Below are 24,687 nucleotides of genomic sequence, written 5' to 3'. Positions count from 1 at the left end.
CTCTCCTTTAGCCTGTAATTTTACTTTATGCGTCCAAACTCGATCAGTTAATGTACAGCTTATCAGCTTCTACTGACAATCTGGATAGTAAAAACAATTATAATTAAATTATCCTTAAACATCCCTTAGAGGCGTCTAATAAATAAAAGAGGAGTTAACTCATTAATATGGTTAACCCCTCTTCTATCAAGTTATATTAAATATCCAACTTCCTAGTACTTAACGCTTGTACTATTACAGGATCTCTATGTGAAAAGAACAGGCTCTCTTTCGTATCCAGCATCGCAATTCTTTCCATATCCTCTGCGTTTAATTCAAAGTCAAAGATATTAAAATTTTCGATTATTCTTTCTTTACGAACAGATTTTGGAATTACTACAACTCCTCTTTGCGTTAACCAACGTAACACCACTTGGGCAACAGATTTATTATATTTTTGGGCGATTGAAGCTAAAATTTTGTTCTGGAACATGTTATTTTTACCTTCAGCAAATGGTCCCCATGATTCGATCTGGACATTGTTTTCTTGCATGAATTTAGCACTTTCAATTTGTTGACAGAATGGATGTGTCTCAACCTGATTAACCGCAGGGGTTATCTCATTATGAATGATCAAATCAATCAGCCGATCACTATGGAAGTTGCTTACGCCAATCGCTCTGATTTTTCCTTCGCGGTACAATTCCTCCATCGCACGCCAAGAACCATGCACATCGCCAAAAGGCTGATGAATTAAATACAAATCCAAATAATCAAGTTGTAATCTTGCCAGAGATTTCTCGAAAGCTTTCTTAGTACGTTCATATCCTGTATCTTGAATCCATAATTTCGTTGTAATAAATAGATCCTCTCTTGGAATACCACTTCGTTTGATAGCTCTTCCCACTGCTTCTTCGTTTAAATAGGAGGCTGCGGTATCAATCAATCGATAGCCCGCCATAATCGCCTCGTAAACAGCTTGTTCACATTCAGCCTCTTCTTGAATTTGAAAAACACCAAATCCGAGTATCGGCATTTCAACATCATTGTTCAAAATAACCTTTTGCATAATAAAATCCTCCTAATAGTTGAGATCGTTTTAGTTAGAAATGTGTACTATCAATGTCCATATTAGAAATCGCTTCATTCAGATGATTTACATTTTCCGTTGTTAATTTAAGGTCGACTCCAAATAGGTTTCCTTCTAATCTGATTAATTTTGTAGTACCTGGAATCGTGAGAATATATGATTTTTGAGCCAATTCCCATACAGCCAAGCCCTACTGCCGAAACTTCCAAGCCGCTATTTCCTAATTTACGCATGCGCTTCTGTGCTCTTTCTTTCTCATGAAGTTCAGTCAAATTAGTTTGAGTACTATTCAAGTATGCAACAATTCTTTACTAAACAGATACCACAATAGTATTAAATCATTGCCTAATTCTCTCATTTTATCTTTTAGTAAAGTGTTCTCAATTAAACGGCTTCTCATCCGATAGTTGTTCCATCAGCCTATAAACTGATTACAATAAAAAAAGTGGCAGTCACGAAGGCTGCTTTCCCCCGATTGACTGCCACTTCCTAATTAATATCCCATATCCTTTAATATTTTGGATAACGTGCTCAGACGCTCACCGATCATTTCATCATCATCGCTCAGCGCTTGACTGAACAGCTTAATATCTTCATTAATTCGCTCATTGTCCGTACAAATTCCTACGGTCATGGCATCCCCTTGTAAGCCAATTCGATCAATTATAGGCTGCTCAGTGTCATATAAATTCTCATATCGATACGCTTCCCGAAAATGTTCCAATGACCGACAAATCAGAATGGACAAATCAAGAACACGATGGAGAGGGAGCTCCTCCGATTGTCTGGACCATTTTTCTCCAGTATATCTCCATACCTTAGCCGATATATCGACTTTTCCTCTATCGTTCCATTGGGCCAATCCAAGAGAAAGACCTTTTGCGTCCGTATTTCCTGCCAATCGGCCGTCAACCTGCTCATAATTTTCCGATACAACAACAGGTTTATGTTTTAAAGTTGTAGGTATTTTCATATTATTTTCTTCCTCCAGTTACTATTTTACTAATTTACTAAACGACGGTTTCATCTTAGCTTGGATTTACTAGTTAGTCAATTCGTGGTTTATTATATCCGCTATCTCCGTATGGCTGTAACTTCTCTAACCATGGTTTTAGAATTTTCTTCCGTTCCCAGCGCATATCTGTTACCTTATCTATTTCCTTCTGTTCCAGTACCTCATACGTGAACGCATCGGCACCAAATTCTTTCCAATCCTTCTGGAGCTGGGCATTTGCAAATCTCCCTGAATCCAGCTGCATTTGCAGGGTAAGCCATTTGTTTTTCAAATTAGGATAGCTGTCGATAAAGATTTTGCCGTTGATTTGGTTTTTGATTTGAGCAACACCCATATAAATCTTAATTTGTTTGTACTCCTCGATCAGCTCTTTGCGTTTATTCATATCCATTTCATTCTCTCCTTATCGTAGTTATTGAATATTCATGGAATGATTATGCTCACTCTTACTTCTTTTCTTAACAACAATGGGAAGCAGAAAAAGCGCACCAATAGCCACAAAAACACCACTTGTCATAAATACACCTATTAGGGAGAACGTATCCTTTAGGTAGCCGGAAATGAACATGCCTACGACCATCATTCCCATAAAAATAGGCATTATCGCTCCCGAAACCCGTCCAATAAAAGCGCCTTCGGTATTCCGCACAAGAAGTGTTTGAATCCCCCCTTGAATACAAGGATAAAACAAACCACTGATCACTAAAAAAATAATCGTCAGCCATATTTCCTTAGACGCACCCATTCCAACCGTACAGACGGCATTGACGAGCAAGCCTATCAACAGCAGTAGCTGTGGTCTTACTTTTTTGGCTATCGCAATTATGGCAGCTCCGCCTACTAACATGGATGCTCCATTAGCCATCACGAGCCACTGCAGAAATTGTTTGTCCTTACCCAAATTTTCGATGACTAGGAAGATTTGAAGCGGCTGAGTTAGTCCTGATGCCAATCCCACAGCCGAGAAAGTTAAACTAAGTGTTCTTAAGGGTTTACTCGATCCAATATAACGTAGGCCAGCCGTTAACTCATTGATGAACCCACTGGCTTTTCCAGACTTCGGTTCCTCTTCATCCCGTGGAAGGGACGACAATATAAGCGAGGATCCCAGAAACATTACGGCTGTCAGGATTAGAGATACTTGAATTCCAAACTTAATAAAAATAAACGTACCGATAACGGGTCCCAAAACTGTAAAGACAGCGACAAGTGTTTGGGACATCGCCATAACCCCCTGCAGTTGTTCAGCTGGTACATGTCTCTTATACAGTTTCATGGCCGAAGGCTGAGAAAATTGAGATAAACTTGCTGACACGAATGATCCGATGAGAAGTGCAACCCATCCGCCATTCATAACCGAAATCAGCACCACCCCGACGGACAAGCCAGATAACAAATCGCTCCATACCATGGTTCTCTTCGGTCGCCATCGGTCAGCAAAGGTCCCTCCAATCAGACCAAATATAAAGATCGGTGCAAATTCAGCAACCGATATCAAAGATACATCTACCGGATTATTATTTGTCAATTCAGAAACATAAAGAAGGACGGCATAATTCCGTATCCATATTCCGAGCTGCAACAACATACGGGAGAGAATAACTGTCCGAACATAACGATTGGAAAACATTTTATTACCCCTTATCCTTTACTGATTTTCACACCTTTTCGAAACTTTCTAACATGACAACCGGTTTATACTTTAACGTTGTGGTTATTTTCATTGCCTCACTCCAATTACTAATTTACTCTTTTTATAATTTACTAATTTACTAATTTACTAAATCACTGCTTCAGTTTAAACAGGATATTATCGTTCGTCAAGTCGTTTTCGATATTCGATTTAAGTTTTTAAGGAACATCACTTGCCTAAATATAAAAAAGGAAACCCAACGTCGTTAAAAATGACTGGGTTTCCTTCTCCATAGGAGCACTTTAATCTATTTTTCAAAAAATTCTTTAGCATATTCTACAACACCATGGACATCTGAAAGACCGCCATTCACAAGCTCAACGGCCATGAAATTATCGTCAGAAACTTCAAAGGGTGCCTCTATTCCATATTGACTAGCCTTTGTATAACCAAACTTCGGATAATACTTATCATGACCTAAAACAACAGCGCCCTTATAGCCAAGCTGCTTTGCGATATTGTGCCCTTCAGTAATGAGCAGCTTCCCTATACCCTTACTTTGCAATTCTGGTAATACAGCAACAGGTGCTAGCGCAATCAGAGTCTGGTCCCCCACTTTTATCTCTGTAAAAAGAATATGTCCTACGATTTCATTATCGTATTCAGCTACAAGTGACAACTCCGGAATAAACTTCGCAGATGTCCTAAGTCTTTTTATTAAGTTGTGTTCATCATGGTCTGAGTAATCTGCCTTCTCAAATGCTTTTTGGACTACATGGTAAACTTCGTTATTATCTTCATTTTTTTCTTGCCTAATGATTATGTCCATGAATTAACCTCCTGATAGTGATGACAAAGAAAAAAGTGAATACAGTCAATAGACTATATCCACTCCTATGCTCGAATTAGATGTATAAAGCATACTTTAAGAGAAAGAGCATGTCAAAAAAAGCAACTACTGGGACTTTTATTTGTATACTTGTGAGATATTTTACTCCAAGTATATGCTATCCTAAATATCCTTTAACTAAGCCAAGCGGCAGTGGTTTGGGTTGCTCGCAGCTGGTGACCAGCTCCGCATACCGTTTAGAATCAGAACTTGTATGGAACGCATGCATAATCTCAAGTACGTGATTGGCTAGTTCTCCGTTTGCACGCGGTGTTTCCCCAGTGTCGATGCAACGGGCCATGTCTGCTACGCCTATGCCTCTACTATTATCTGCATAGTTATAGATAAGCGGAATCTCCTGGAATTCCGGGCTGTGTGCCGGGCGTAGAAGGATCGGCCCTCCAAAGTTATTAGGGTCTGGTACGATTAAAGTTCCTTGCGATCCGTAGATCTCGATTCTCGGCAATGTGCTATGCCAAGTATCGAAGCTGGTGATCATCGTTGCCACAGCACCACTGTCAAACTCAATTGTTCCGGCAACATGTGTAGGCACCTCTACATCAATGACTTTACCAAACTTCTTTTCGCTAGTAATTGTTCTTTGGGCAAAGGAAGTTTTAGTGATGCCGCATACTGTCTTTGCTGGGCCCAGCAGAGACACTAGGGCAGTTAGATAGTAGGGCCCCATGTCAAACATCGGTCCGCCACCGGTTTTATAATAAAATTCCGGATCTGGATGCCAGCTTTCATGTCCATGACAGAGCATAAAGGCTGTTGCTGCCACCGGTTGTCCGATATAGCCGTCCGCAATCAGCTTGCTGCAGGTTTGCAGTCCGCCTCCGAGGAAAGTGTCTGGCGCGCAGCCGAGGAACAGATTCTTTTCCTTCGCCAGGCGAACTAGCTCGGTGCCATTTTCTAGGGAAAGGGATAATGGCTTTTCCACATACACATGCTTACCGGCTAACAAGGCTTGTTTACACACATCAAAATGAAAATTAGGCGTTGTCAGATTAACAACAATTTCAATCTCTTCCGAAGCAAGTAATTGCTCTGTCGTCCACACATGAGGAACTCCATATTTCTCCGCTGCCTGCTCTGCTCTTTCTTTATCCAAGTCGGAACAAGCATACACCTCAGTATTAACAAAGGTACCGTTCAAATTTTCAAAATAAATGCTGCTGATGTTTCCGCAGCCGACTATACCTACCTTCACTTTGCGCAAGATCATTCCCACCTTATCTCAGTTTTAATTAGCCGCCCATAAAAAACCTTTTCGCATCAGTTCCTTGGCTTCTGGAATATCGAAAACATCGGCATGATGCCCAAGTGAATTATAGAAAACCTTGCCTTTTCCCCATTTCTTTGTATATACAACGGGCATTGTGATGACACCATTCGCTGAATGCTCATCCTCACTCATTACAAACGTAGTTGTTGCTAAAACATCTACCGCCGGATCCACATGTAAATAGTATTGCTCCGATTTCACCTTAAAGTCTTGGATGCCCTCCACAATGGCGCTTGAGCCAGAGTGTACTATATTGACTTCGTACTCTACCCCATCGTTAAATGGATGCGCCACCCACTGAGATCCGGTCAAAAATTGCCAATCTGTATTGTTACGGAAGGAGTCGCACATCCCTCCATGACAACCGGCAATTCCTACGCCAGAAGCTACAGCCTTCAGAACGGAAGATACCTGATCATTGCTGATTTCTCCCATGGTCCACACCGGTACAATAAGACTTAAGTCGGCAAGCTTTTCTGCATTGTTGAAGCTATCTAGTGTATCAGACACTTCAACCTCAAAACCCTCAGCTTCAAGTATGCCAGCGAATATCGCAGCTACTTCATTAGGTTCATGCCCATCCCATCCACCTTTTACAATCAATGCCTTCTTCGTCATGCTGCAATCTCCTTTTTATATGAAATCTAGCTTACTTCCATCTGATGAAATTGTAATCCAGATTGGAGATATCTGCTCGCCATTTCACTTGTGTGAATGGTCATTTTTTGCTAAGTTTTAAAGGTGAACATTCAATTCAAATCGCATGAACAGGAGATCCTATGAAAGCTTTTCACGAAAATAGAACCTATCATTCGAATTTTCCTTTCACAGTAATAGTGTCTGATAATATAGATTTCCTAGCCCACTGGCATAATGATCTTGAATTAGTCTATGTATTCGAGGGCTCCATTCGGATGGGAATCAATTCGGAAACGCGGGTCTTGGAAGCTGGTGACATGGCTATATGTAGCAGCGGAGACATCCATTACTATGAGAGCAAGGACGGCAGTTCTAAGATAATGATGGTTATTTTTAATCCTTCTTTAATCGGTTTTCCTGGAGGGTGGCCCCTGAATGTGAGACTGACCTCTCCTTTTATTGATAAGTGCTTAGTCATTAGAGAAGATGAAGTAGCTATCAACAACCGGCTTTCTGCCATTATGCAGGAGCTTATGCGCGAATATAATCAGAAACTTGAATATCATGAACAGTTAATCATTGGCTTGTTGCACGAATGGAGTGGACTCATTTTACGGCATGTCCCTTTGGATAAAATAAATCCACAGAAAGACAAAAGGCGTATTACTAACATGAAGGTTATGCAGGAGGTTCTTGAATATCTCGACGTCAACTATATGCATTCCATCACACTTGCTGACGCTGCACGCCAAGCCAATATGAGCCTCTTTTATTTCTCACGCTTCTTTAAGAGCATTTCAGGTATGAGCTATATTGTGTACCTCAGCAACATCCGGGTTAATCAGGCAGAACAACTGCTGCTGACCACAGACAAATCCATTCTGGAGATCGCACTGGAATGTGGTTTCACTAATATCCGTACCTTCAACAGAGTATTTAAACAAATTAAACAGCGGACTCCAAGTGAATTGCGTTAAATCATTTATTGCGTAAAAAAAAGCCTATGATCTTTTGGCTCTGATCACAGGCTTAATTAAATTCGTTTACCTAAAGGTGTTATCCGTTGATGGTTAAGTACGGCTTACGGGTATCAATAACTACTGGGCTCCTACGATGGGATGCGGAACATACAATTCTTCTAGGAACAATATCTCTTCAGGAGATAATTTCACCGATAGCGCATTTACTGAATCTTCGAGCTGAGCGATTTTCGTTGAACCAACAATAGGCGCAGCTACAGAAGCTTTTTGCAACAGCCATGCAAGTGCGATATGTGTACGCGGAACACCGCGTTTCTCTGCCAATGAGGCTACTCGCTCAACAATCAACCGATCTACATCAACGGTTGAATCATACTTGGATTTTTGAATGAGATCGGTTTCGGATCTACGCGTTGCTTCCGACCAATCTCGAATCAATCTTCCTGATGCTAGAGGACTGTAAGGAGTTACCGCAATTTTTTGATCCTGACAGAGCGGCATCATTTCTCTTTCCTCTTCGCGGTAGATGAGATTAAGGTGATTTTGCATGGATACAAAACGAGTCCAGCCATTCTTCTCGGCCACATGTAATGCTTTTTGAAATTGCCAAGCATACATGGCAGAGGCACCGATATATCTGGCTTTTCCAGACTTCACCACATCATGCAACGCTTCCATGGTTTCTTCAATGGGTGTGTTGTAATCCCAGCGGTGAATGATATAGAGATCCACATAATCGGTCCCAAGTCTTTTCAAACTGTTATCTATTTCGCTCATAATAGCTTTTCGGGAAAGCCCACCACCATTTGGACCTGGACGCATCTGCCCCCAGACCTTCGTGGCAAGAACAATTTCCTCCCGATTCGCATAGTCCTTAAGCGCACGACCGATAATTTTTTCACTAGAACCACTTGCATAAATATTAGCCGTATCAAAAAAGTTGATGCCGAGCTCTAGCGCTCTTTTTATGATAGGACGGCTGTTCTCCTCATCAAGCACCCATTGATGCCCTCCAGGCAACACCTCTCCAAAGCTCATACAACCAAGGCAAATCCGTGAGATGTCCATTCCCGTATTTCCAAATTTAATATATTCCACAGAGCACGCCTCCATTTCTAAAGTTCTATAAGATTCAATTTCTACAGTGCCTCAAACCATTCATCATTGACAGCTTCAAACCATTCCGTTTCCCCTGGCGTCATGGCCAAATGCACGAACCAGCTATCCTTTGTCCCACCGTGCCAATGTCTTACATTAGGTGGAATGTTGACCACATCACCTGTTTTGAGCAATTGGGCAGGCTTCCCTTCTTCCTGATACCACCCATTTCCTCCGGTGACTAACAGAACTTGACCAACCCGATGCGCATGCCAGTTATTTCGGGCGCCTGGAGCAAAAGTTACATTACCAATCGCGGTATTAAGCGGCGCTGGATCTGTAAACACCATTTGCAAATAAGCGTCACCCGTAAAGTTTGCTTTAACTTTTTCCCCTAATGGAAAAATAGTACTGTTGCTGAGCTGTTCATTTTTCATCATAAATTCCTACTTTCTGTCTATTATTATTGTTGAAAAAATCAAGTGCTACGTCCCTCTTATTCACCCACTGGAAAGTCAGTTGAAGCTGCTTGATCGGTCTGCGACTCGTAGTCAGCAACACGGGCTTTCAGTGTCGAAATCGTGCTTGCCAGCGCTTGAGATCCGAGTACCATTCGCATCGGTGCTGGTTCTACTTCGACACTTTCAATGATGCGGGTAGCCATCCGCACAGGATCTCCAGGAGCTAAACTTTTAGAAGCATCCAACATGTTCAAAAAGCTATGTGCTGGATTCCCTTCGTATGCTGGCATTAGATTCGCAACCTGTGCGCTACCATATCGGAACTCAGTACGGGCGCCTCCTGGCTCTACCAATGTAATACCAATATTATAAGCAGCAACCTCCTGAGCAACTGAATCACAAAAGCCCTCAATGCCAAATTTGGTTGCATGATACAATGAATTACCGGGAAAGGCTACCTGACCACCATAAGAGATTTGAATAATGCGGCCACTACCCTGTGTACGCATATGCGGGAGAGCTGAGCGGATCAGCTGGATGGATCCTGTTAGATTAGTAGCAATAATATGATCAACTTCGGCATCAGAGAGTTCTTCAGCAGCCCCGAACAGACCATAGCCAGCATTACTTATGATAACGTCGATACTTCCAAGCTTTTCAAAAGAATCATCGACAAGATTACGAATAGCAGGAACATCGGTCACATCTAGAATCTCACAACAGAAGGTTTCAGGATACTTCTTTATGAGGTCGGCGACCTTATTTTTGTTACGAACAGTGCCAATAACCTTGTCGCTTTCTAGAATTTCTAATCGAAGAGTTTAAAGACGAAGTGGATGTCACAAAAGGTAAAAACGAAGGCTTAAATAAAGATCTAGTCGTACAATTTGTAGCTTCTTCTTATGTGGGTGTCGTTGAATGGTGGTTTAAGAATGAAAGACCTGTAACTTATCTAGAATTAGCAGCGCAACTGGGAGCCTTGTTAGAAAGAAATTGTACAAATAACCCCTCATCCTAATGGATGAAGGGTAACTTGAAAAAAAGTATCTTCCTTAGAAACCATATTTAGCTTCTTCAGCCTCTCGAATTTTGGCATAAGTCTCAGAGAGTACATAGGTATCTTCCACTAAGCGATCTATACGGAATAGCACATCGTCATTTACTATTTCTTTTCGATAAAAATCTTTCTCTTCTATAAATACATACGTTTGAACAATTTGGGCTTTCATATAGGATAATATTGGTTTCAATTGCTGCTCAGCTACCAGATAGTGACGTGCAGAACCTGCCGTGACGAGCATACTTACAACCTTGTGTTGAAATGCTTTTTCGGGTGCTAAATCGAATATATTCTTTAGTGTTGCTGGGATGGAAGCTTGAAATATAGGCGTTCCGATTACGATAACATCTGCTTCCATGATCGTTTGAATGACGTACTTGGTGTCCCCTTCGTATTCCAGATAATTGCGGCCATCACTGAACTGAACATTATACTCCGCCAGATCTAGAAGTGTAACTTCTGCATCTTGGTATTTTTCATGAAACGAATCTACTGTGTAATTCATAGCGATTCTGGTTTTCGAGCCTATCTTTGACCCTGATAATGCTACGATTTTCATATTTCTGACCTCCTGGAGTTTATTTTTTTGCTGTATATTTTTTAATCGCTGGTAGAATTTCAGAACCGATTAAATCTATGTTTTTCATTAAATTTTCAAAAGGTACGCCACCAAAATCCATTTGTGCGATATATCGTTGATGGCCGAAGAGTTCATGTTGATATAGAATTTTTTCAATGATTTCCTGTGGGCTGCCAATATTCATAACATCGCGGGGATCGGCTCCTTGAGCAAACGCCTGTTTAGGAAAACCACGTCCATTGGTTAATTTCATTCCTTCGTTTATATAAGGATAATAGGCTCTTTGTGCCTTTTGTGTCGTTTCATCCGCGTAAAAGAATCCAGCAGTCGCTACAGGCAGCTTCGACGGATCGAATCCGTTCTGGCTTGCGGCTTCACGATAAGCATCAATGGATCTTTTAAACAAGACTGCAGGACCCCCTAAATGGGCCAAAAACATAGGAACACCTGCAATGCCTGCTTTGATCGCACTGGCAGAAGTTCCCCCTACAGCTCTCCATATCGGTAAGTTTCCCTCAGGACGGGGGAGGATTCTTGCATTTTTGAGAGGGTTACGAAATTCTCCCTTCCAATTCATAACTTCGTTTTCATTTATCTTTAATAACAAGTCGAATTTTTCTTCAAATAATTCCTCATAATCATTAAGATCATAGCCCAATAATTCATATAACCCCACTCTAGAGGCACGGCCAGCTATTATTTCAGCTCGACCATTTGAAATCAAATCAATTGTAGCGAAATCTTCGTACACCCTAACCGGATCAGAGGTGCTTATAATCGTAGATGAGCTACCTATTTTCATTTTCTTAGTAGCCTGTGCAATAGCTGACAGCACAACGGTATGCGCCTGAGTAGCAAAATACTCTTGATGACTCTCTCCTACACTAAAAAAATCAATTCCTGCTTGCTCCGCTAATTGAGCCAAGTCAATAATTTCACGTATGCGTTGTTTGGCAGATATTCGGCTCCCAGTTTCAGGGTTCGCTAGATGATCACCTAATGTATAAAGTCCAAACTCTAAGCCGTTGTCTGTATTGATCCGATATTGTTCCATGATTATCCTCATTTCTATAAGAAGCTAGAATTTATTTATGATTTATTCATTAAATATAATTAAGTAAGTCACTATATTAAGTATAGTTAAATGCTTGCATAATGTCAAACTAATGATCCTGTTCCATTGCGCACTATTGCCGAACGAATCGGGATCTCCGTTGATTGGGATGTAGCAACTAGAACAGCGATCATTACCACGGATGATGTCTTTCGTGCTGAACTCGAATCTCCTGAGGAGGCTGTACTCTTACATATCGAAGAGGAAGATGGCGTAGAATCGCTTACGTTGAAATACGTCGATCGTTTAAAAAACGGGAGTTTGGACTGGAGTTTGGATTTAGGCATGGTGGATGATGGAGACGACGTCCAAGTGAAGAGGAGCGGACAACTCGTTAGTGTCGGTCTGTTCTAATAAGTTCTTAAGAAGCAATTCAGTCATTTTGAGGTAAGTTACAAAGTTCATGATAAGAAAGTAACTCACACCTATGATATCGCGGGTAAATAAGGCATGTTTTTTGACATTCCTGAGGAAGTGACAAGCGGGGAGATAACTTTCTTTGGGAAAAACGGTTACACATTCGAAACGTATTTCTGGTGAGTTGACAAGCTTAAACAAACGTAAAAGGTACCCAAGTTGGGTACCTTTTACGTTTTTTCACTGATGGCCGAGCCATTATGTTGTATTGCGAGTCTAACCAGTATACTCGCACCATGACCTAGCATCGCTTCATCGATATTAAACTGTGGCTGATGGATAGAATGGAGAATTCCCTTCTCCTTATTGCCGCAACCAATAAAGGCGAAGGCACCAGGAACTTTTTCAAGATACCAACCAAAATCCTCACCAGCCAGACTTGGCTGCTCCAGAAGTATTACCTGATCCTCTCCTAGAACTGCACGGGCTGCATGAAGCACCTGCTGCACCGCTTCCGCATTATTCACTACTGCAATTCCCTCACGTAGCTCCAGCTTGTATTTCCCTCCGTAAGACTCAGCTATAGCTGAAGCATGACGTTGTAAACCATTTGTAATTGCAGCTACCGTCGTCTTGGTAAATGCTCTGAACGTTCCTGTCAGTACACTGTGTTCAGCGATCACATTAACAGCAGTACCAGCCTGCAACGTTCCGAAGGCCAACACCGCCGCCTCCTGCGGATCGATTCGATTAGCCATCATTCCGTTAATCTCTCCTATATATCGTGCCGCCATCTGGATCGCATCTACAGCTCTGTGCGGAGCACTATGATGACCGGATGTTCCCTGAAATTCCACCTTAAAATGGCTGGACGCTGCCATGGCATCATGAGGGTGAATTCCAAGCGTTCCGACCGGAAGCTCTGGCATGACATGTAGCGCGTAGGCATAATCGACACCTTCCAGCACGTTATCCTCAATGAGATCGCGGCCGCCTGAGAGTAATCTTCCATCAAGCGGACTCTTGACAGCGCCTTCTTCAGCTGGTTGAAAGACGAAAATGATCGTGCCCATCAATCGTTCGCGGAAGGCTGCCAAGGTTCGGGCAGCCCCCAACAGCATAGCGGTATGGGCATCATGGCCACAGGCGTGCATGATGCCGTCATTGACTGACTTGTAAGGCAACTCATTGCACTCTTGTATCGGCAGGGCATCCATATCTGCCCTTAGAAGAAGAGTGGGCCCACTATTGCCATTGTCTGCTAAGCCTTGCAGGAGGCCGACCACTCCCATTCCGAAATGTTTGCCAACATTTCTCCGTACTGTGATCCCCCACTCCTCCAACAATTCTGCTATTTTATTAGAAGTGCGGACGACATCATACAGTAGCTCCGGATGGGCATGCAAATCACGACGGTATTCAATCATTTCATCCTGCAGCTGGCTGGCGTAATGCATCATCTCCGCAATATTCGGGTTTTGGTGGATTGCAAATACTGGATCAACCGTCAAATTTGCCCTGCTGGCTGAGAAGCTTTGGAATAGCGGTTCTCCGGCAACGGAATACCGAGATTTCCACGTAGCGTGTCACTTTCATATTCAGTGCGGAACAAACCCCGCTCCTGCAGAATTGGAACTACTCGATCGATGAATTCCTCCAGTCCGTTAGGGACAGCAGCCGCAATCATAAATCCATCTGCCCCACCACTCTCAAACCAAGCTTGAATCTGATCAGCTACTTGCTCTGGTGTGCCAATGAAGCTGCTGCGTGGGGTAGCCGATTGCAAGGCGACCTGTCGAAGCGTCAAGCCTCTCTCCTTCGCATCCTTTTTGATTTTATCCGTGCCGCTTTGGAAGCTATTGCGCCCCAACTCGCCAAGCTCAGGGAATGGCTCATCCAGCGGATATTGCGAGAAATCATGATGCTCGAAGAATCTGCCTAAGTAGTTCAGTGCATTTTCAATCGTTACCAGGCCAGCAACCTCCTGGTATTTGTGCTCTGCCTCCTCCGGCGTGTCACCGATGATTGGAGCGATTCCAGGGAAGATCAGCACCTCATCCGGATTCCGGTCAAACGAAGCTACCCGTGTCTTGACATCGTTATAGAATGCTTGGGCATCTTCTAGCGTTTCGTGTCCAGTGAAGATAGCATCTGCTTCCTTGGAGGCATAATTCTTACCGACTTCCGAGGATCCTGCCTGAAATACGACAGGCTGCCCCTGTTTCGAACGAGCAATATTCAGCGGTCCCTTCACAGAGAAGAACTCTCCTTGATGGTCCAGGGTATGCATTTTTTGCGGATCAAAGAATACACCTGATTCCTTGTCTCGTACAAACGCATCATCTTCCCAAGAATCCCATAGTCCGCGTGTCACCTGCAAATATTCGGTGGCAATGCGGTAGCGCTTGCCATGGTCAGGATGCTCTTTTTTGCTGTAATTTGACGCAGAACCTTCCAGAGGTGAAGTCACCACATTCCAGCCGGCCCGGCCGCCACTGATTACATCCAGTGAGCCGAATTGACGCGCTACGGTAAACGGCTCACTGTAGGAGGTTGATAAGGTACCAACTAAACCGATGTTAGTGCTGACGGCTGCGAGTGCGCTAAGAATGGTCAGCGGCTCAAACCGGTTAAGGAAATGAGGAATGGACTTTTCATTAATGTACAGACCGTCTGCGATGAAGATCAGATCCAACTTACCTTCTTCTGCCTTCTTAACCCACTCTTTGTATAATTCAAAGTTTACACTGGCATCCGGTTTGGCGTCTGGATGTCGCCACATCGACGTGCTGCCTCCTACCCCATGCAGCAGTGCACCCAACTTCAGTTGTCTTGGTTTGGTCATGTTCATTCCTCCTAAAAGTTTTGTTTTAAATGCAGACTATAGAACTGAATGTAAGGACTTCACTAAGCTCATTGCACAAACGATGCATTAGCTGCGCCCTGTTTGATTCGTTCGATCTGACCAAGATGTCTCTCCACATGTGCAGTGAAGCCGTACACGATATCGGAAATTTTAACGGTCTCCCCCTTGAAATTAATTCCGCTTTTCTCCCAATCTTCTTCGCTAAGGCGTTCAAACAAAAGGCTGTTATAGTAAAGCAGACTGCGGAACAGCTCCAGATTGTCGGAAGCATTGCGACTGTTGGCGTACTGACCGCTGACCCAAGCATCCTGATTGAAGACTGGAAGCTGTGCAGTCGTAGCAGCGAGAATATCACGAATGCGGAACGAAACTACGATGCTGTGATCAGCCAGATGAGTCAGTACCTCAGTCACACTCCAACTGGCGGGTTCCGCCTTCCATTTCAGTTGCTCCTCCGTTAACCCGGCGGTCGACTTTACTAATTGATGGTACGTCCTTAAATAATCACTGATTTGAACTCTGCTCATTAAATCCCCTCCAATATACGATCTGTTTGAGAATGATCCGGTGGTGCAAAACGAGATAACGAAAAAGGCTTGATATTATGACCGGTGACTCCACTGATCGCCAAGTCGGCCAGTATTTCACCTATAACACTAGAAAATTTAAAACCATGCCCCGAAAACCCTCCAGCTACCAGCACATTGGAGTGGAGCGGATGGCGATCTATAACGAAATCTTCATCAGGCGTATGTTCATATTTGCATACAGAACCTTTTAACAATCGGCCAGCTGCACCAGGCATGTATGACTCCAGTACCTTGCGTAGGTCACCCTCATCGCTGGCTTCACTGCCGAACGGGGCAAGCTGTGTACCCGGCTTCCATTCCAGCCCTGTATCGTGCCGGCCGATCTTCAGACCAGCTCCATCAATGCTGGGAAATCCGTAATAGCCACCTTCCTCTGCTCCTAACGTAAAGCCAGGAAAATTACCCGCAGCAAAAGCAGGGGAGCTCTCAAACCAGCCCACAACTTTGCGGATTGCTTTAATCGGCAAATGTACAAAAGGTGCCAACGCACCAAACCAAGCTCCGGCACTAAGGATAGCTGCCGCTCCGTGATAATCGCCATTTGTCGTATGAACCGTAATGCTACCTTCGCGAGCGGTAATATTCACTACTGGAGTGTTCGTCAACAGTTCTGCACCATGTCCAAGGGCAAGCTTGCGGTAGGCGGAAATACAGCGTTCGCTGTACAAATACCCGGCATCTGGTTCATACATTGCCGCGAATGATTCCGGTATGTTCAGTGCCGGCCAGCGCCGCCGGATCTCTTCGGCATCCAGATGCTGGACCTGCACCTTCCGTTTCTTCGCTTCTTCGAGACGACCGTTGAAGGAATATACTGTGCTATCCGCGAGATTCAACACGCCTGAGCGGACAAGCAGTTCTGTTCCGCTCAACTGTTCCGCTTCTTTCCATAGTGTATCTGCCCGCAAAGCTAAATCAATGTAGGCAGGATCACCGCTGTAAGCATGTCGGATCAGCCGGGATTCCCCGTGATGGCTACCCTGTGTATGAGGTGGATCAAAGGCATCCACTAGTAGCGTCTTCACTCTGCGCCTCGCAAGATTGTAACCAGCGCTCATGCCCATCGAGCCTGCTCCTACGATAATTACATCGTAACTCTTATGTTCAGCTATAATTCTGCACCTCCACCGGAATTGTAGTACTCAAGGGAACGTACAGCCACATCCGCTAGGAAACGTGCCGCCACAGGGAGCGCTCGTTCATCTAGATTGAAGGCTGGATGATGCCATTCTTGGCTTCCTTCAGTACCAATAAAGACGAACAATCCCGGCACCACACGCTGATAGAAGGCAAAATCCTCTCCGGCAAGTGAAAGCTCTGGTTTGACCGCTCGATAGCCAAGACCTTCAGCGGACTCTACTCCTAAAGCCGCTAAGGTGGTGTCGTTGATAACCGGAGGCGGCCCTTCTATCCAACGGACAGTGGCTTTTGCTCCAAGAGCAGCTGCCACACCAGTCGCCACTTCCCGAAAACGGTCAAGTACTTTGCTGCGCACCGTTTCATCAAAGGTACGGATTGTACCCTCAAGCACAGCTTTTTCGGGGATAATGTTCCATGAATTTCCGCTGTGAATTTGCGTCACACTGACCACCGCACTCTGCAGTGGACTGACATTGCGACTTACTATGGATTGTAATGCAGTCACAATATGCGAAGCAGCTACAATCGGGTCTATCCCAGCTTCTGGAACAGCAGCATGAGAACTGCCACCCTGCACTTCAATCACGAACCCATCAGCCGCTGCCATTAAAGGGCCCGCCGTAATACCGATCGTTCCTACAGGCAGTTCCGGCTTGTTATGCAACCCGATTACTGCCCGGACTTCTTTTAGCGCCCCGCTAGCAATGATTCGCTGTGCCCCTTGCGCCTTCTCCTCGGCCGGTTGAAACAACAGGCGTACCGTTCCCTGCAATTGATGTTCTTGCTGCTTCAATTGATAGGCAGCACCGATCAAAGCTGCGGTATGGAAATCATGTCCGCAGGCATGCATTTTGCCGGGATACACCGAAGCAAAGGCCGCTCCGGTTTCCTCCTGGATCGGCAAGGCATCAATATCGGCGCGCAGCGCGATGACCGAACCGGGCTGAGCGCCCCCAATTTCTGCGATCACTCCGGTAGATAGCCCGTAATCTACGACCCTGATTCCTGCCCGCTCCAACAGGGAAATAATATATTTTGTTGTCTCATATTCTTCATTGGACAGTTCCGGGTGCCGATGCAGATGACGGCGTATCCCGATTAATTCTTCTCCAAGCGCTTCCGCACTCAGCTCTATTGCTTTGCTTGTCATATACAGTCACCCTCCTTTACACGATCTTTTGTGTGACGCTGATCCGCCCGCTTATGCTTCTGCCGGCACTTCAGCGATAGCTTCGCTCAGCAGTTCAAAGGAACGGAGTCGTTTATCAAATGGCTGCACATTCGTCGTTATGATAAACTCCTCGACACCGGATGCTTCCGAAAGTCCCAACAGCTGTTCACGCACAGATGCCTTTGTTCCTTTGGTAATCTCCGGTTCCAGCTCTTCAATTGTGTAGGCTTCATTACTCTGCCGGGCAAATTCTTCCGCCTGTTCCTGAGTCCCAACAGTTAGCTTCTTTCCGCTTGCCAGCTGAATCCGAATCAACTTATGCGCGCCTGCCAGTTCTTTCGCTTCCTCTTCAGTATTAGCCACCACTAGTGCTAAAGCGATAATTGCTTGCGGTTGTCTGCCCTGTGAAGAAACAAAACCGCTGCGGTAAGCACGAATAGCATCAAGCGCTACTGTCTTATCGCTATTAATAAATAAGGAGAACACATAAGGCAATCCAAGTTCAGCAGCAATCTCTGCACTGCCTACACTCGCGCCAAGCACATATAGCTCAGGTGGAGTACCAGGAAGGGGACCTGCCTTCAACCCTGCCAGCGGATGGTTTTCTTCAAGCCGGTTATGTACATACTTCTCCAGCTCGATGATTTTGTCCGTTAGGCTAGGGGATTCAGCCCTTCCTAGCTGAAGTGCCTGAGTACTGCGCGGGAGACCGCCGGGAGCACGTCCCACACCAAGATCCACTCGGCCAGGAGCCAGCGTAGCTAGAACATTAAAGTTCTCCGCCACTTTATACGGGCTGTAATGCTGGAGCATAATGCCACCTGATCCAATACGAATGCGGTCTGTTTTGGCTAGCAGATGTGAGATGAGTACTTCAGGGGAAGAACCAGCTACCTGCTCGGAGTCATGGTGCTCGGAAACCCAGAATCGTTGGAATCCAAGCTCCTCGGATAGTTGTGCCAGCTTAATGGTATGCTGGAATGCTTCCTCTGGCGTTTCTCCCGGATAGATCGGACTTTGATCGAGTACGCTGATTGTAATAGCCATTGTTTTGCCTCCTATATAGAATAGTTAAATTCAGGTGTGATCCGCTTTAGGAACTGCTTCGTTCTTTCTTCACGCGGATGGTTGAACAACTCTGTCGGCGTTCCTTCTTCAACAATGACGCCTCCGTCCATAAAAACCACATGATTTGCCACATCACGAGCAAACCCCATTTCATGGGTAACTACAATCATTGTTATGCCTTCCTTGGCAATTTTTCGGATAACAGCCAGCACCTCACCCACTAGCTCAGGGTCCAGCGCCGAAGTTGGTTCGTCGAACAATATAACCTCTGGCTCAAGCGCCAAGGCTCGAGCAATCCCTACACGCTGCTGCTGACCCCCGGACAGCTGACTCGGGTAAGCGTCCAGCTTACTGGCAAGACCTACCTTTTCAAGCAGCGCTATGCTCCGTTTTCTCGCTTCATCCTTCGGAATCTTTTTGACAATTAGCAGCCCTTCCATCACGTTCTCCAGTGCGGTTTTATGACGGAACAAATTGTACTGCTGAAATACCATTGCCGTTTTTTGCCTAAGCTGATGAATCTCCTTTTTACGAGCATGTTTGCAGTCTACTTTAAAATCGCCGATAGCGATCTCTCCGCTGCTTGGCTTCTCCAGATAATTCACACAGCGTAAGAGAGTCGTTTTGCCTGAGCCACTGGGACCGAGAATGACAACAACCTCTCCCTTCGTCACCGTTAAATCTATATTGTTTAACACCTGATTCCGACCAAATGACTTCGAAATTTGTGCAAGTTTGATCATGCTACTCCACCTCGATTGTACAGATTGATCCTTCTCTCAATGACCGACGTTACGCGTTCGATCAGAAACGTTAGTGCCCAGAAGATCAGCGCTGCCGCCAGATAAGCCTCGAAAAACTTCCAGTTCGTCGAAGCCACTATCTGTGCCTTTGCATTGATATCCACCACCGAAACCGTAAAAGCTAGGGTAGATCCGTGCAGCATACCGATTACTGAATTCGAAAGATTAGGCAGACTTGCCGCCAGCGCTTGAGGAAAAACAATCCGCTTCAGTGCTTGGGGAGTAGTCATACCGATAGAGTGGGCCGCTTCTAGCTGACCACGATCCACAGCGAGCAGACCGGAACGGACGACCTCTGACATATAAGCTCCAGCAGTAATCGAGAACGAAATATATGCAAAACCGATCATTGGAATCGAAACCGACCTAAAGCTCCAGCCGAAATGCGCCGCCAGACCATCAATCAATACAGGAAGCCCAAAATATATAAGCAGCAGATGCGTCAGCATTGGTGTCCCTCGGATGAAAGTTACATAACCAACAGCCAACGGGTAGAGCAGTGGAACTCTGTATAGCCGGATTAAGGCTACAGCTACGCCAATCACAAAACCAATTAACACAGAGACACAGGTGATATATAAGGTCGTAGGAATTGCACTCAGAATTTGCATCAGAGCGGTCCATATAAACGATGGGTCTAGTTTCATAATCCGGTGCCTCCTTTGCCCGTTCCTAATTCTGCAATAATGCGACGGTAAGACCAGCTTCTGTTGATTTTGAACAAATTTTTCTCCGGTGTATTCCGTTTCTCATGCCTCAGCAGATGGTGTTCTGCTACAAGCAGCAGCTTCTCAATCGTAAAGCTGATGATCAGATAGATAAGCGCAAGCGCGATATACGTTTCAATAAAATGCTGTGTTAGGCTGCCAAGCGTCTGAGCTTTACCTGACATTTCCATCACCCCGAGGGTAAAAGCTAATGACGTATCTTTCAGTAGTGCAATTACTAGATTAGAGAATACAGGAACAGCTATACCTAGCGCTTGGGGAAGCACGATTCGTGTAAAAGCTTGAAACCCTGTCATCCCCGCAGCATATGCAGCCTCCACCTGCCCCTTATCCACCGCCATCACAGAAGCCCTAATCATTTCGGACATGTATGCTCCCGTATGCAGACCGTAGGTTAGAATCACAAAGACAAGTACAGGAGTTCGGGTCATATCCACATGGACCAGCTTCATGATTTCAGGCAGACCATAATAAAACAAGAAGAGCTGGATAAGAATCGGAGTTCCCCGAAAAAAAGAAATATAGATTTCGGAGAGGGTCTTTAACACAGGCACTTTATAAAGTCTTGGCAGAGCTACGAGAAAGCCGACAATAATTCCTGTCAGTAGAGAACAGGCGACAATCAGAAGCGTGGTGCTTAAAGTCCCTAGTAACTTAGGCAAAAACGAAAATACAAAACTGATATCAAACTGTGCGCCCATATATTCCCTCCCTTCCCGTGCTCACCGGCTCAATCATTTAACCGAATCCGCAGTAACATCCGCACCCAGCCATTCCGTGCTCAGCTTACCCAGTGTTCCGTTTGTCTTCAGCTCTTTAATCGCACTGTCAATCGCATCTGACAGCTTTTGTGAATCGGCATCATCCTTACGGAAAACATAGAGAATGTCCGCGGAGGACAGCTCGTCGCCCGTAGCTTTTAGCTGACTCTGCGGATCAATGATCGGTAGGACAAAATCTGCAGCCAGCGTAGCGTCCACACGTCCAGTACTAATCTGTGCGACGGTATCATTTGCTGCACCGTTCTGATACACAATATTAATTGCATTGTCATGCTCTTTATTGTAGTTCTCCAGAATTTGCGCTTGTGCGCTTGTCGCACCGACTAACACCTTTTTTCCTTTAAGATCTTCGAGTGATTGGATCGAATCATTATCCTTCGCCACTACGATGCGGTTTCTCCAGTGGGCATAGGCTTCTTTGTTAAAAGAATATTTCAATTCCCTCTCTGGATTTTTCTCCATGACATGGGCGACAAGGTCGATTTTTTTAGTTTCCAGACTCAGCAGCAAATTACTGAAATCCATGGTTTGAAACTCAAATTCATATTCTGGCAGCTGCTTATCGATTTCTTTGAGCAGTTCTACATCAAAGCCTGTAAGCTTGCCGTTCTCATCTATGAAGCAGACCTTCGGAAAAGCAGTACCCGTACCTACGATGATTTTAGTTACCTTTTCCGAAGTATTAGCTGGTGTTGCGGCATCCGCCACATTTCCGTTCTTACTGCTGTTCGTGCTGCTATTTCCGCAACCGGCAATCGCCAGTGTCAATAACGATGCAATTACTAGTGAAATGGACTTTTTCATTGTTCTATCCCCTTTGAATGAATTGTGGTTTATCTATAAGTGTTTTTTTCATCAGATACATAATGCCGTCACCATTCTGCTGGTCCAGCTCCAGAAACCGTTCATACCCCCGGCGTTCATACATTTGAACTAACCATGGGTGCTTCTTCGCCGTTGCCAGCGTGACCGCAGCCGAACCCAATTGTCCAGCAATAATGTGCTCTTCCACCCAATCCAAAAGCTTTCCACCATAACCTCTGTTACTGTAATCCGGATGAGCAGCAAACCATTTAATAAAAGGAAGTGGGCTAATCTTCTTAATCTCTTCTTCTTTTGAAAGTGTTATCGTTGCAACGATCGTTCCATCAACTTCAAGCACATAACACTCATTCGTAGCAATATTGTCTTCAATAAGTGCCAAGTCAGCTGTAGCCGCCGGCCAATGCAGCCCGAGCTCACGAATCAGCTCATAAGCACGGTATGTAACCTCTAGCAAATTCTCCGCATCTTTCAGTTCTGCCAGCCTGTATGTCTCACTCATCGCAAGCTCTCCATCCTTTCGAATTTAAATTTATAATTCCTATCGAAATAGTCGTGATTATATGCAATTAACTTTATCACTGCATTTGCCGATGCGCTAATAGAGTTTTTTAATACATCTATACAATTAGTCGATTTCCCGTTTTACCAATCCCGAGTTCAAGTAGAGTTTCTATGAATTCAGCGTTCTCACCATTAAGTGAAATCAGGCTGGTTCGTAAGGAGATGCCTTCCGTCTCCGCAATATCCACCCGTACTAACGTCCCTGCCGATACCTCTTCCTGTACACTGAGTGCCGGAAGAAAACATATGCCTGCTTTTTTCAACACCAGCTTCTTGGCCGTCTCCAGGTTATCCACCTGATATTCAATCTTCGGCGGCTGTTCCATGCTCTCAAATACACGATGCAGCCGCATCCAATCTAAAGACCCACATTCAAAAAAGACTAACGTCTCCTGGCGAATATCTTCCAGCGATGTACGTTGTGCCTTTGCTAAGCGATGCCCCTTCTCTACATACAGCGAAATGGGGTCTTCGCAGAAAGGAAAGGCTTGAATGGCTGGATTTACGACCTTCCGAATAAAAGCCAGATCTAGCTCTTTGGATTTAAGTTTATCAATCAACACTTCCGTAGAAGCTGTCATCAGCTTGATCGTGATATGCGGATACTTACGCTTCAAATGAAGCATTAGATGGGGCATCAGATAATTGGACACCGAGACAGTACTACCAATCCTCAGCTCATTCGGAATATGCCCCTTGGCCTGAACCTGATGTTTACCGTTCTGATAGATCTGGAGAATCTGCTGGGCATAGGGAAGAAATTGCTTCCCTTTATCCGTTAGGCTAATCTGCTTACCCAACCGATCAAACACTCTGCAATCCAATTCCCTTTCGAGCGATTGAATCCGTGCCGTAACTGTCGGCTGAGAAATATATAGGACTTCGGCCGCTTTATTGAAGCTTCCATAATGGTTGATGTAGACAAAAGCCTCAATATTTTCAATGTTCATCCCTATTCCCCCTAAATTCCTGTTTAACTTTACTATTCCGATGAAAAAACAATGAAATATAGCGTTGCTTTCCTATAGATTTTGTTTATATCTTATTCACGCCCCCATTTTTTGTCAACTTAAATTCCGTGTAAAATAATCGGATTTTAAAAAATCCGACGCATAATTAATACATAAGTTCAACGTTTGAACTGAAGAAGCATTAACGAATCCCTTTGTAATCGACTGTTATGTTTATTTCATATAAAGCTTTTCTATTCATTTATCAAAATTATAAAATACCACTTATATAACTCGGAATTATCGTATATAATGACTCCATTCGTATGAACTATACATTTAATTGAAAGGGGATCGCGAGAATATGTCACAAGAGATTATTATCCGTGAAGCTGAGAATCATGATCGTGATGCCATCGCTGAAGTGATACTGGACGCTTACCACCAATATTCAAAGATCATGCCCGAACCGTTATGGCTGGAATACCGGAAATCGCTTCTTGATTCCGTCCATGGAGATGCCCCAATTGTGCGAATCATCGCTGAGCTCAATGAGCAAATCGTTGGTAGCGCACTATTGTTCTCTTCCTCGGAAACGGCTTACGGTAAGCCAGAGCTAGGTATTCACTCCCCTATCCTGCGCCTGCTTGCCGTGTCCCCATCTGCTCGCGGCCTCGGCGTTGCGACCCATCTGATTCACGAAGCTGCAAGGAGATCCCGCGAGTTGGGTGCCGCCACTTTAAATCTGCATACCTCAGAAATGATGGCTTCAGCAATCAAGCTCTATTATCACTTAGGCTTCAAACGGGCGTATGAGACCGATCTTATGAACGGCGAAACCCTGGTACAGGGTTTCCAACTAGACCTACTACCTTTAGTTCGTACTACAGCAGGATAAATATAGACTCTGAGTTCATACTGACTCATTGCGTGCCTGCGTTACCTTCGAAACACTTTTCACTTGCAGCTTATCAATGACGAAGATTAATATGTCTTGAAATAATAAAAAAGCTTCGGGAA

28 protein-coding genes are annotated in these 24,687 nt (G+C 44.4%); 4 read left to right on the top strand and 24 right to left on the bottom strand.

What is annotated here, in order from left to right; translation table 11 throughout:
- Nucleotides 1-196 precede the first annotated feature (196 nt).
- The 7 genes from NSU15_RS15305 to NSU15_RS15275 form a co-directional block, all read right to left on the bottom strand.
- Nucleotides 197-1,048, bottom strand: coding sequence for an aldo/keto reductase (locus tag NSU15_RS15305; protein WP_339286546.1), 852 nt, complete (start codon nt 1,046-1,048; stop codon nt 197-199).
- A 514-nt stretch (nt 1,049-1,562) separates the two neighbouring features.
- Entirely contained in the window at nt 1,563-2,042 is a 480-nt protein-coding gene (locus tag NSU15_RS15300; RefSeq protein WP_042127831.1) for a DUF6530 family protein, read from the bottom strand.
- A 73-nt stretch (nt 2,043-2,115) separates the two neighbouring features.
- Nucleotides 2,116-2,475 (bottom strand): GIY-YIG nuclease family protein, encoded by a 360-nt coding sequence (locus tag NSU15_RS15295; RefSeq protein ID WP_076120896.1) that lies wholly within the window; start codon nt 2,473-2,475, stop codon nt 2,116-2,118.
- A gap of 21 nt (nt 2,476-2,496) precedes the next feature.
- Nucleotides 2,497-3,714, bottom strand: coding sequence for an MFS transporter (locus tag NSU15_RS15290; RefSeq protein WP_339286543.1), 1,218 nt, complete (start codon nt 3,712-3,714; stop codon nt 2,497-2,499).
- 310 nt (nt 3,715-4,024) lie between these two features.
- Nucleotides 4,025-4,546, bottom strand: coding sequence for an N-acetyltransferase (locus NSU15_RS15285; RefSeq protein ID WP_339286542.1), 522 nt, complete (start codon nt 4,544-4,546; stop codon nt 4,025-4,027).
- A gap of 178 nt (nt 4,547-4,724) precedes the next feature.
- Nucleotides 4,725-5,828 carry a Gfo/Idh/MocA family oxidoreductase gene (locus tag NSU15_RS15280; RefSeq protein WP_339286540.1) on the bottom strand — a complete coding sequence of 368 codons (1,104 nt, stop codon included), beginning with the start codon at nt 5,826-5,828 and terminating at the stop codon, nt 4,725-4,727.
- 24 nt (nt 5,829-5,852) lie between these two features.
- Nucleotides 5,853-6,512: a ThuA domain-containing protein gene (locus NSU15_RS15275; protein ID WP_339286538.1), complete on the bottom strand. Its 660-nt coding sequence runs from the start codon at nt 6,510-6,512 to the stop codon at nt 5,853-5,855.
- Between the two features lie 161 nt (nt 6,513-6,673).
- Here NSU15_RS15275 and NSU15_RS15270 point away from each other — a divergent pair, with 161 nt between their 5' ends.
- Nucleotides 6,674-7,510: an AraC family transcriptional regulator gene (locus NSU15_RS15270; protein ID WP_339286536.1), complete on the top strand. Its 837-nt coding sequence runs from the start codon at nt 6,674-6,676 to the stop codon at nt 7,508-7,510.
- 120 nt (nt 7,511-7,630) lie between these two features.
- Here the strand turns inward: NSU15_RS15270 and NSU15_RS15265 are convergent, their stop codons facing one another.
- The 3 genes from NSU15_RS15265 to NSU15_RS15255 are packed head-to-tail and all read right to left on the bottom strand — an operon-like array spanning nt 7,631 to nt 9,857.
- The gene (locus NSU15_RS15265; protein ID WP_339286534.1) at nt 7,631-8,611 is read right to left on the bottom strand and encodes an aldo/keto reductase; all 981 of its coding nucleotides are present in this window, start codon (nt 8,609-8,611) and stop codon (nt 7,631-7,633) included.
- Nucleotides 8,612-8,652: 41 nt separating this feature from the next.
- Nucleotides 8,653-9,048, bottom strand: a complete 396-nt coding sequence (locus NSU15_RS15260; RefSeq protein ID WP_339291363.1) for a cupin domain-containing protein — start codon at nt 9,046-9,048, stop codon at nt 8,653-8,655.
- A 59-nt stretch (nt 9,049-9,107) separates the two neighbouring features.
- Nucleotides 9,108-9,857 carry an SDR family oxidoreductase gene (locus tag NSU15_RS15255; RefSeq protein ID WP_339291362.1) on the bottom strand — a complete coding sequence of 250 codons (750 nt, stop codon included), beginning with the start codon at nt 9,855-9,857 and terminating at the stop codon, nt 9,108-9,110.
- Between the two features lie 47 nt (nt 9,858-9,904).
- Between NSU15_RS15255 and NSU15_RS15250 the strand changes: the two genes are divergently transcribed.
- A complete protein-coding gene (locus NSU15_RS15250) occupies nt 9,905-10,090 on the top strand; it encodes a TetR-like C-terminal domain-containing protein (protein WP_249923621.1) in 186 nt (61 codons plus the stop codon).
- Nucleotides 10,091-10,124: 34 nt separating this feature from the next.
- Here NSU15_RS15250 and NSU15_RS15245 read toward each other — a convergent pair whose 3' ends face one another.
- Both NSU15_RS15245 and NSU15_RS15240 read right to left on the bottom strand, forming a co-directional pair.
- Nucleotides 10,125-10,691 (bottom strand): NADPH-dependent FMN reductase, encoded by a 567-nt coding sequence (locus tag NSU15_RS15245; protein ID WP_339286532.1) that lies wholly within the window; start codon nt 10,689-10,691, stop codon nt 10,125-10,127.
- 19 nt (nt 10,692-10,710) lie between these two features.
- Nucleotides 10,711-11,766: an LLM class flavin-dependent oxidoreductase gene (locus NSU15_RS15240; RefSeq protein ID WP_076120890.1), complete on the bottom strand. Its 1,056-nt coding sequence runs from the start codon at nt 11,764-11,766 to the stop codon at nt 10,711-10,713.
- A gap of 126 nt (nt 11,767-11,892) precedes the next feature.
- On the opposite strand from NSU15_RS15240, the gene NSU15_RS15235 reads away from it, so the two are divergent.
- Entirely contained in the window at nt 11,893-12,180 is a 288-nt protein-coding gene (locus NSU15_RS15235) for a hypothetical protein (RefSeq protein WP_076120889.1), read from the top strand.
- A 233-nt stretch (nt 12,181-12,413) separates the two neighbouring features.
- Here the strand turns inward: NSU15_RS15235 and NSU15_RS15230 are convergent, their stop codons facing one another.
- From NSU15_RS15230 to NSU15_RS15175, 12 genes are all read right to left on the bottom strand, one after another.
- On the bottom strand, nt 12,414-13,694 hold the full coding sequence (locus tag NSU15_RS15230) for an amidohydrolase (RefSeq protein ID WP_339291184.1): 1,281 nt from the start codon (nt 13,692-13,694) through the stop codon (nt 12,414-12,416).
- Nucleotides 13,691-15,028 carry an LLM class flavin-dependent oxidoreductase gene (locus tag NSU15_RS15225; RefSeq protein ID WP_339291183.1) on the bottom strand — a complete coding sequence of 446 codons (1,338 nt, stop codon included), beginning with the start codon at nt 15,026-15,028 and terminating at the stop codon, nt 13,691-13,693. The genes NSU15_RS15230 and NSU15_RS15225 overlap by 4 nt, the downstream gene beginning before the upstream one ends.
- A gap of 68 nt (nt 15,029-15,096) precedes the next feature.
- On the bottom strand, nt 15,097-15,576 hold the full coding sequence (locus NSU15_RS15220) for a DinB family protein (RefSeq protein ID WP_339291181.1): 480 nt from the start codon (nt 15,574-15,576) through the stop codon (nt 15,097-15,099).
- On the bottom strand, nt 15,576-16,751 hold the full coding sequence (solA, locus tag NSU15_RS15215) for an N-methyl-L-tryptophan oxidase (protein WP_339291360.1): 1,176 nt from the start codon (nt 16,749-16,751) through the stop codon (nt 15,576-15,578). The genes NSU15_RS15220 and solA overlap by 1 nt, the downstream gene beginning before the upstream one ends.
- Nucleotides 16,748-17,929 (bottom strand): amidohydrolase, encoded by a 1,182-nt coding sequence (locus NSU15_RS15210; RefSeq protein ID WP_339291180.1) that lies wholly within the window; start codon nt 17,927-17,929, stop codon nt 16,748-16,750. Before NSU15_RS15210 ends, solA begins: the two co-directional genes overlap by 4 nt.
- Nucleotides 17,930-17,980: 51 nt before the next feature.
- Entirely contained in the window at nt 17,981-18,997 is a 1,017-nt protein-coding gene (locus tag NSU15_RS15205) for an LLM class flavin-dependent oxidoreductase (RefSeq protein WP_339291178.1), read from the bottom strand.
- Nucleotides 18,998-19,008: 11 nt separating this feature from the next.
- The gene (locus NSU15_RS15200; protein ID WP_339291176.1) at nt 19,009-19,761 is read right to left on the bottom strand and encodes an amino acid ABC transporter ATP-binding protein; all 753 of its coding nucleotides are present in this window, start codon (nt 19,759-19,761) and stop codon (nt 19,009-19,011) included.
- A complete protein-coding gene (locus NSU15_RS15195; RefSeq protein ID WP_076120885.1) occupies nt 19,758-20,468 on the bottom strand; it encodes an amino acid ABC transporter permease in 711 nt (236 codons plus the stop codon). The genes NSU15_RS15200 and NSU15_RS15195 overlap by 4 nt, the downstream gene beginning before the upstream one ends.
- Nucleotides 20,465-21,250: an amino acid ABC transporter permease gene (locus NSU15_RS15190; protein WP_076120884.1), complete on the bottom strand. Its 786-nt coding sequence runs from the start codon at nt 21,248-21,250 to the stop codon at nt 20,465-20,467. The genes NSU15_RS15195 and NSU15_RS15190 overlap by 4 nt, the downstream gene beginning before the upstream one ends.
- 33 nt (nt 21,251-21,283) lie before the next feature.
- Entirely contained in the window at nt 21,284-22,135 is an 852-nt protein-coding gene (locus NSU15_RS15185) for a transporter substrate-binding domain-containing protein (RefSeq protein WP_076120883.1), read from the bottom strand.
- 4 nt (nt 22,136-22,139) lie between these two features.
- Complete coding sequence (locus tag NSU15_RS15180; RefSeq protein WP_076120882.1) at nt 22,140-22,655, bottom strand: GNAT family N-acetyltransferase; 516 nt, start codon at nt 22,653-22,655, stop codon at nt 22,140-22,142.
- Nucleotides 22,656-22,773: 118 nt separating this feature from the next.
- Nucleotides 22,774-23,667, bottom strand: coding sequence for a LysR family transcriptional regulator (locus NSU15_RS15175; protein ID WP_076120881.1), 894 nt, complete (start codon nt 23,665-23,667; stop codon nt 22,774-22,776).
- A gap of 364 nt (nt 23,668-24,031) precedes the next feature.
- On the opposite strand from NSU15_RS15175, the gene NSU15_RS15170 reads away from it, so the two are divergent.
- Entirely contained in the window at nt 24,032-24,565 is a 534-nt protein-coding gene (locus NSU15_RS15170) for a GNAT family N-acetyltransferase (RefSeq protein WP_339291173.1), read from the top strand.
- The last annotated feature ends 122 nt before the right edge of the window (nt 24,566-24,687 follow it).

It is taken from the genome of Paenibacillus sp. FSL E2-0201 (assembly GCF_037963325.1).
Lineage (GTDB): Bacteria > Bacillota > Bacilli > Paenibacillales > Paenibacillaceae > Paenibacillus_AQ.
This window is presented reverse-complemented; position numbering and strand designations above follow the sequence as displayed.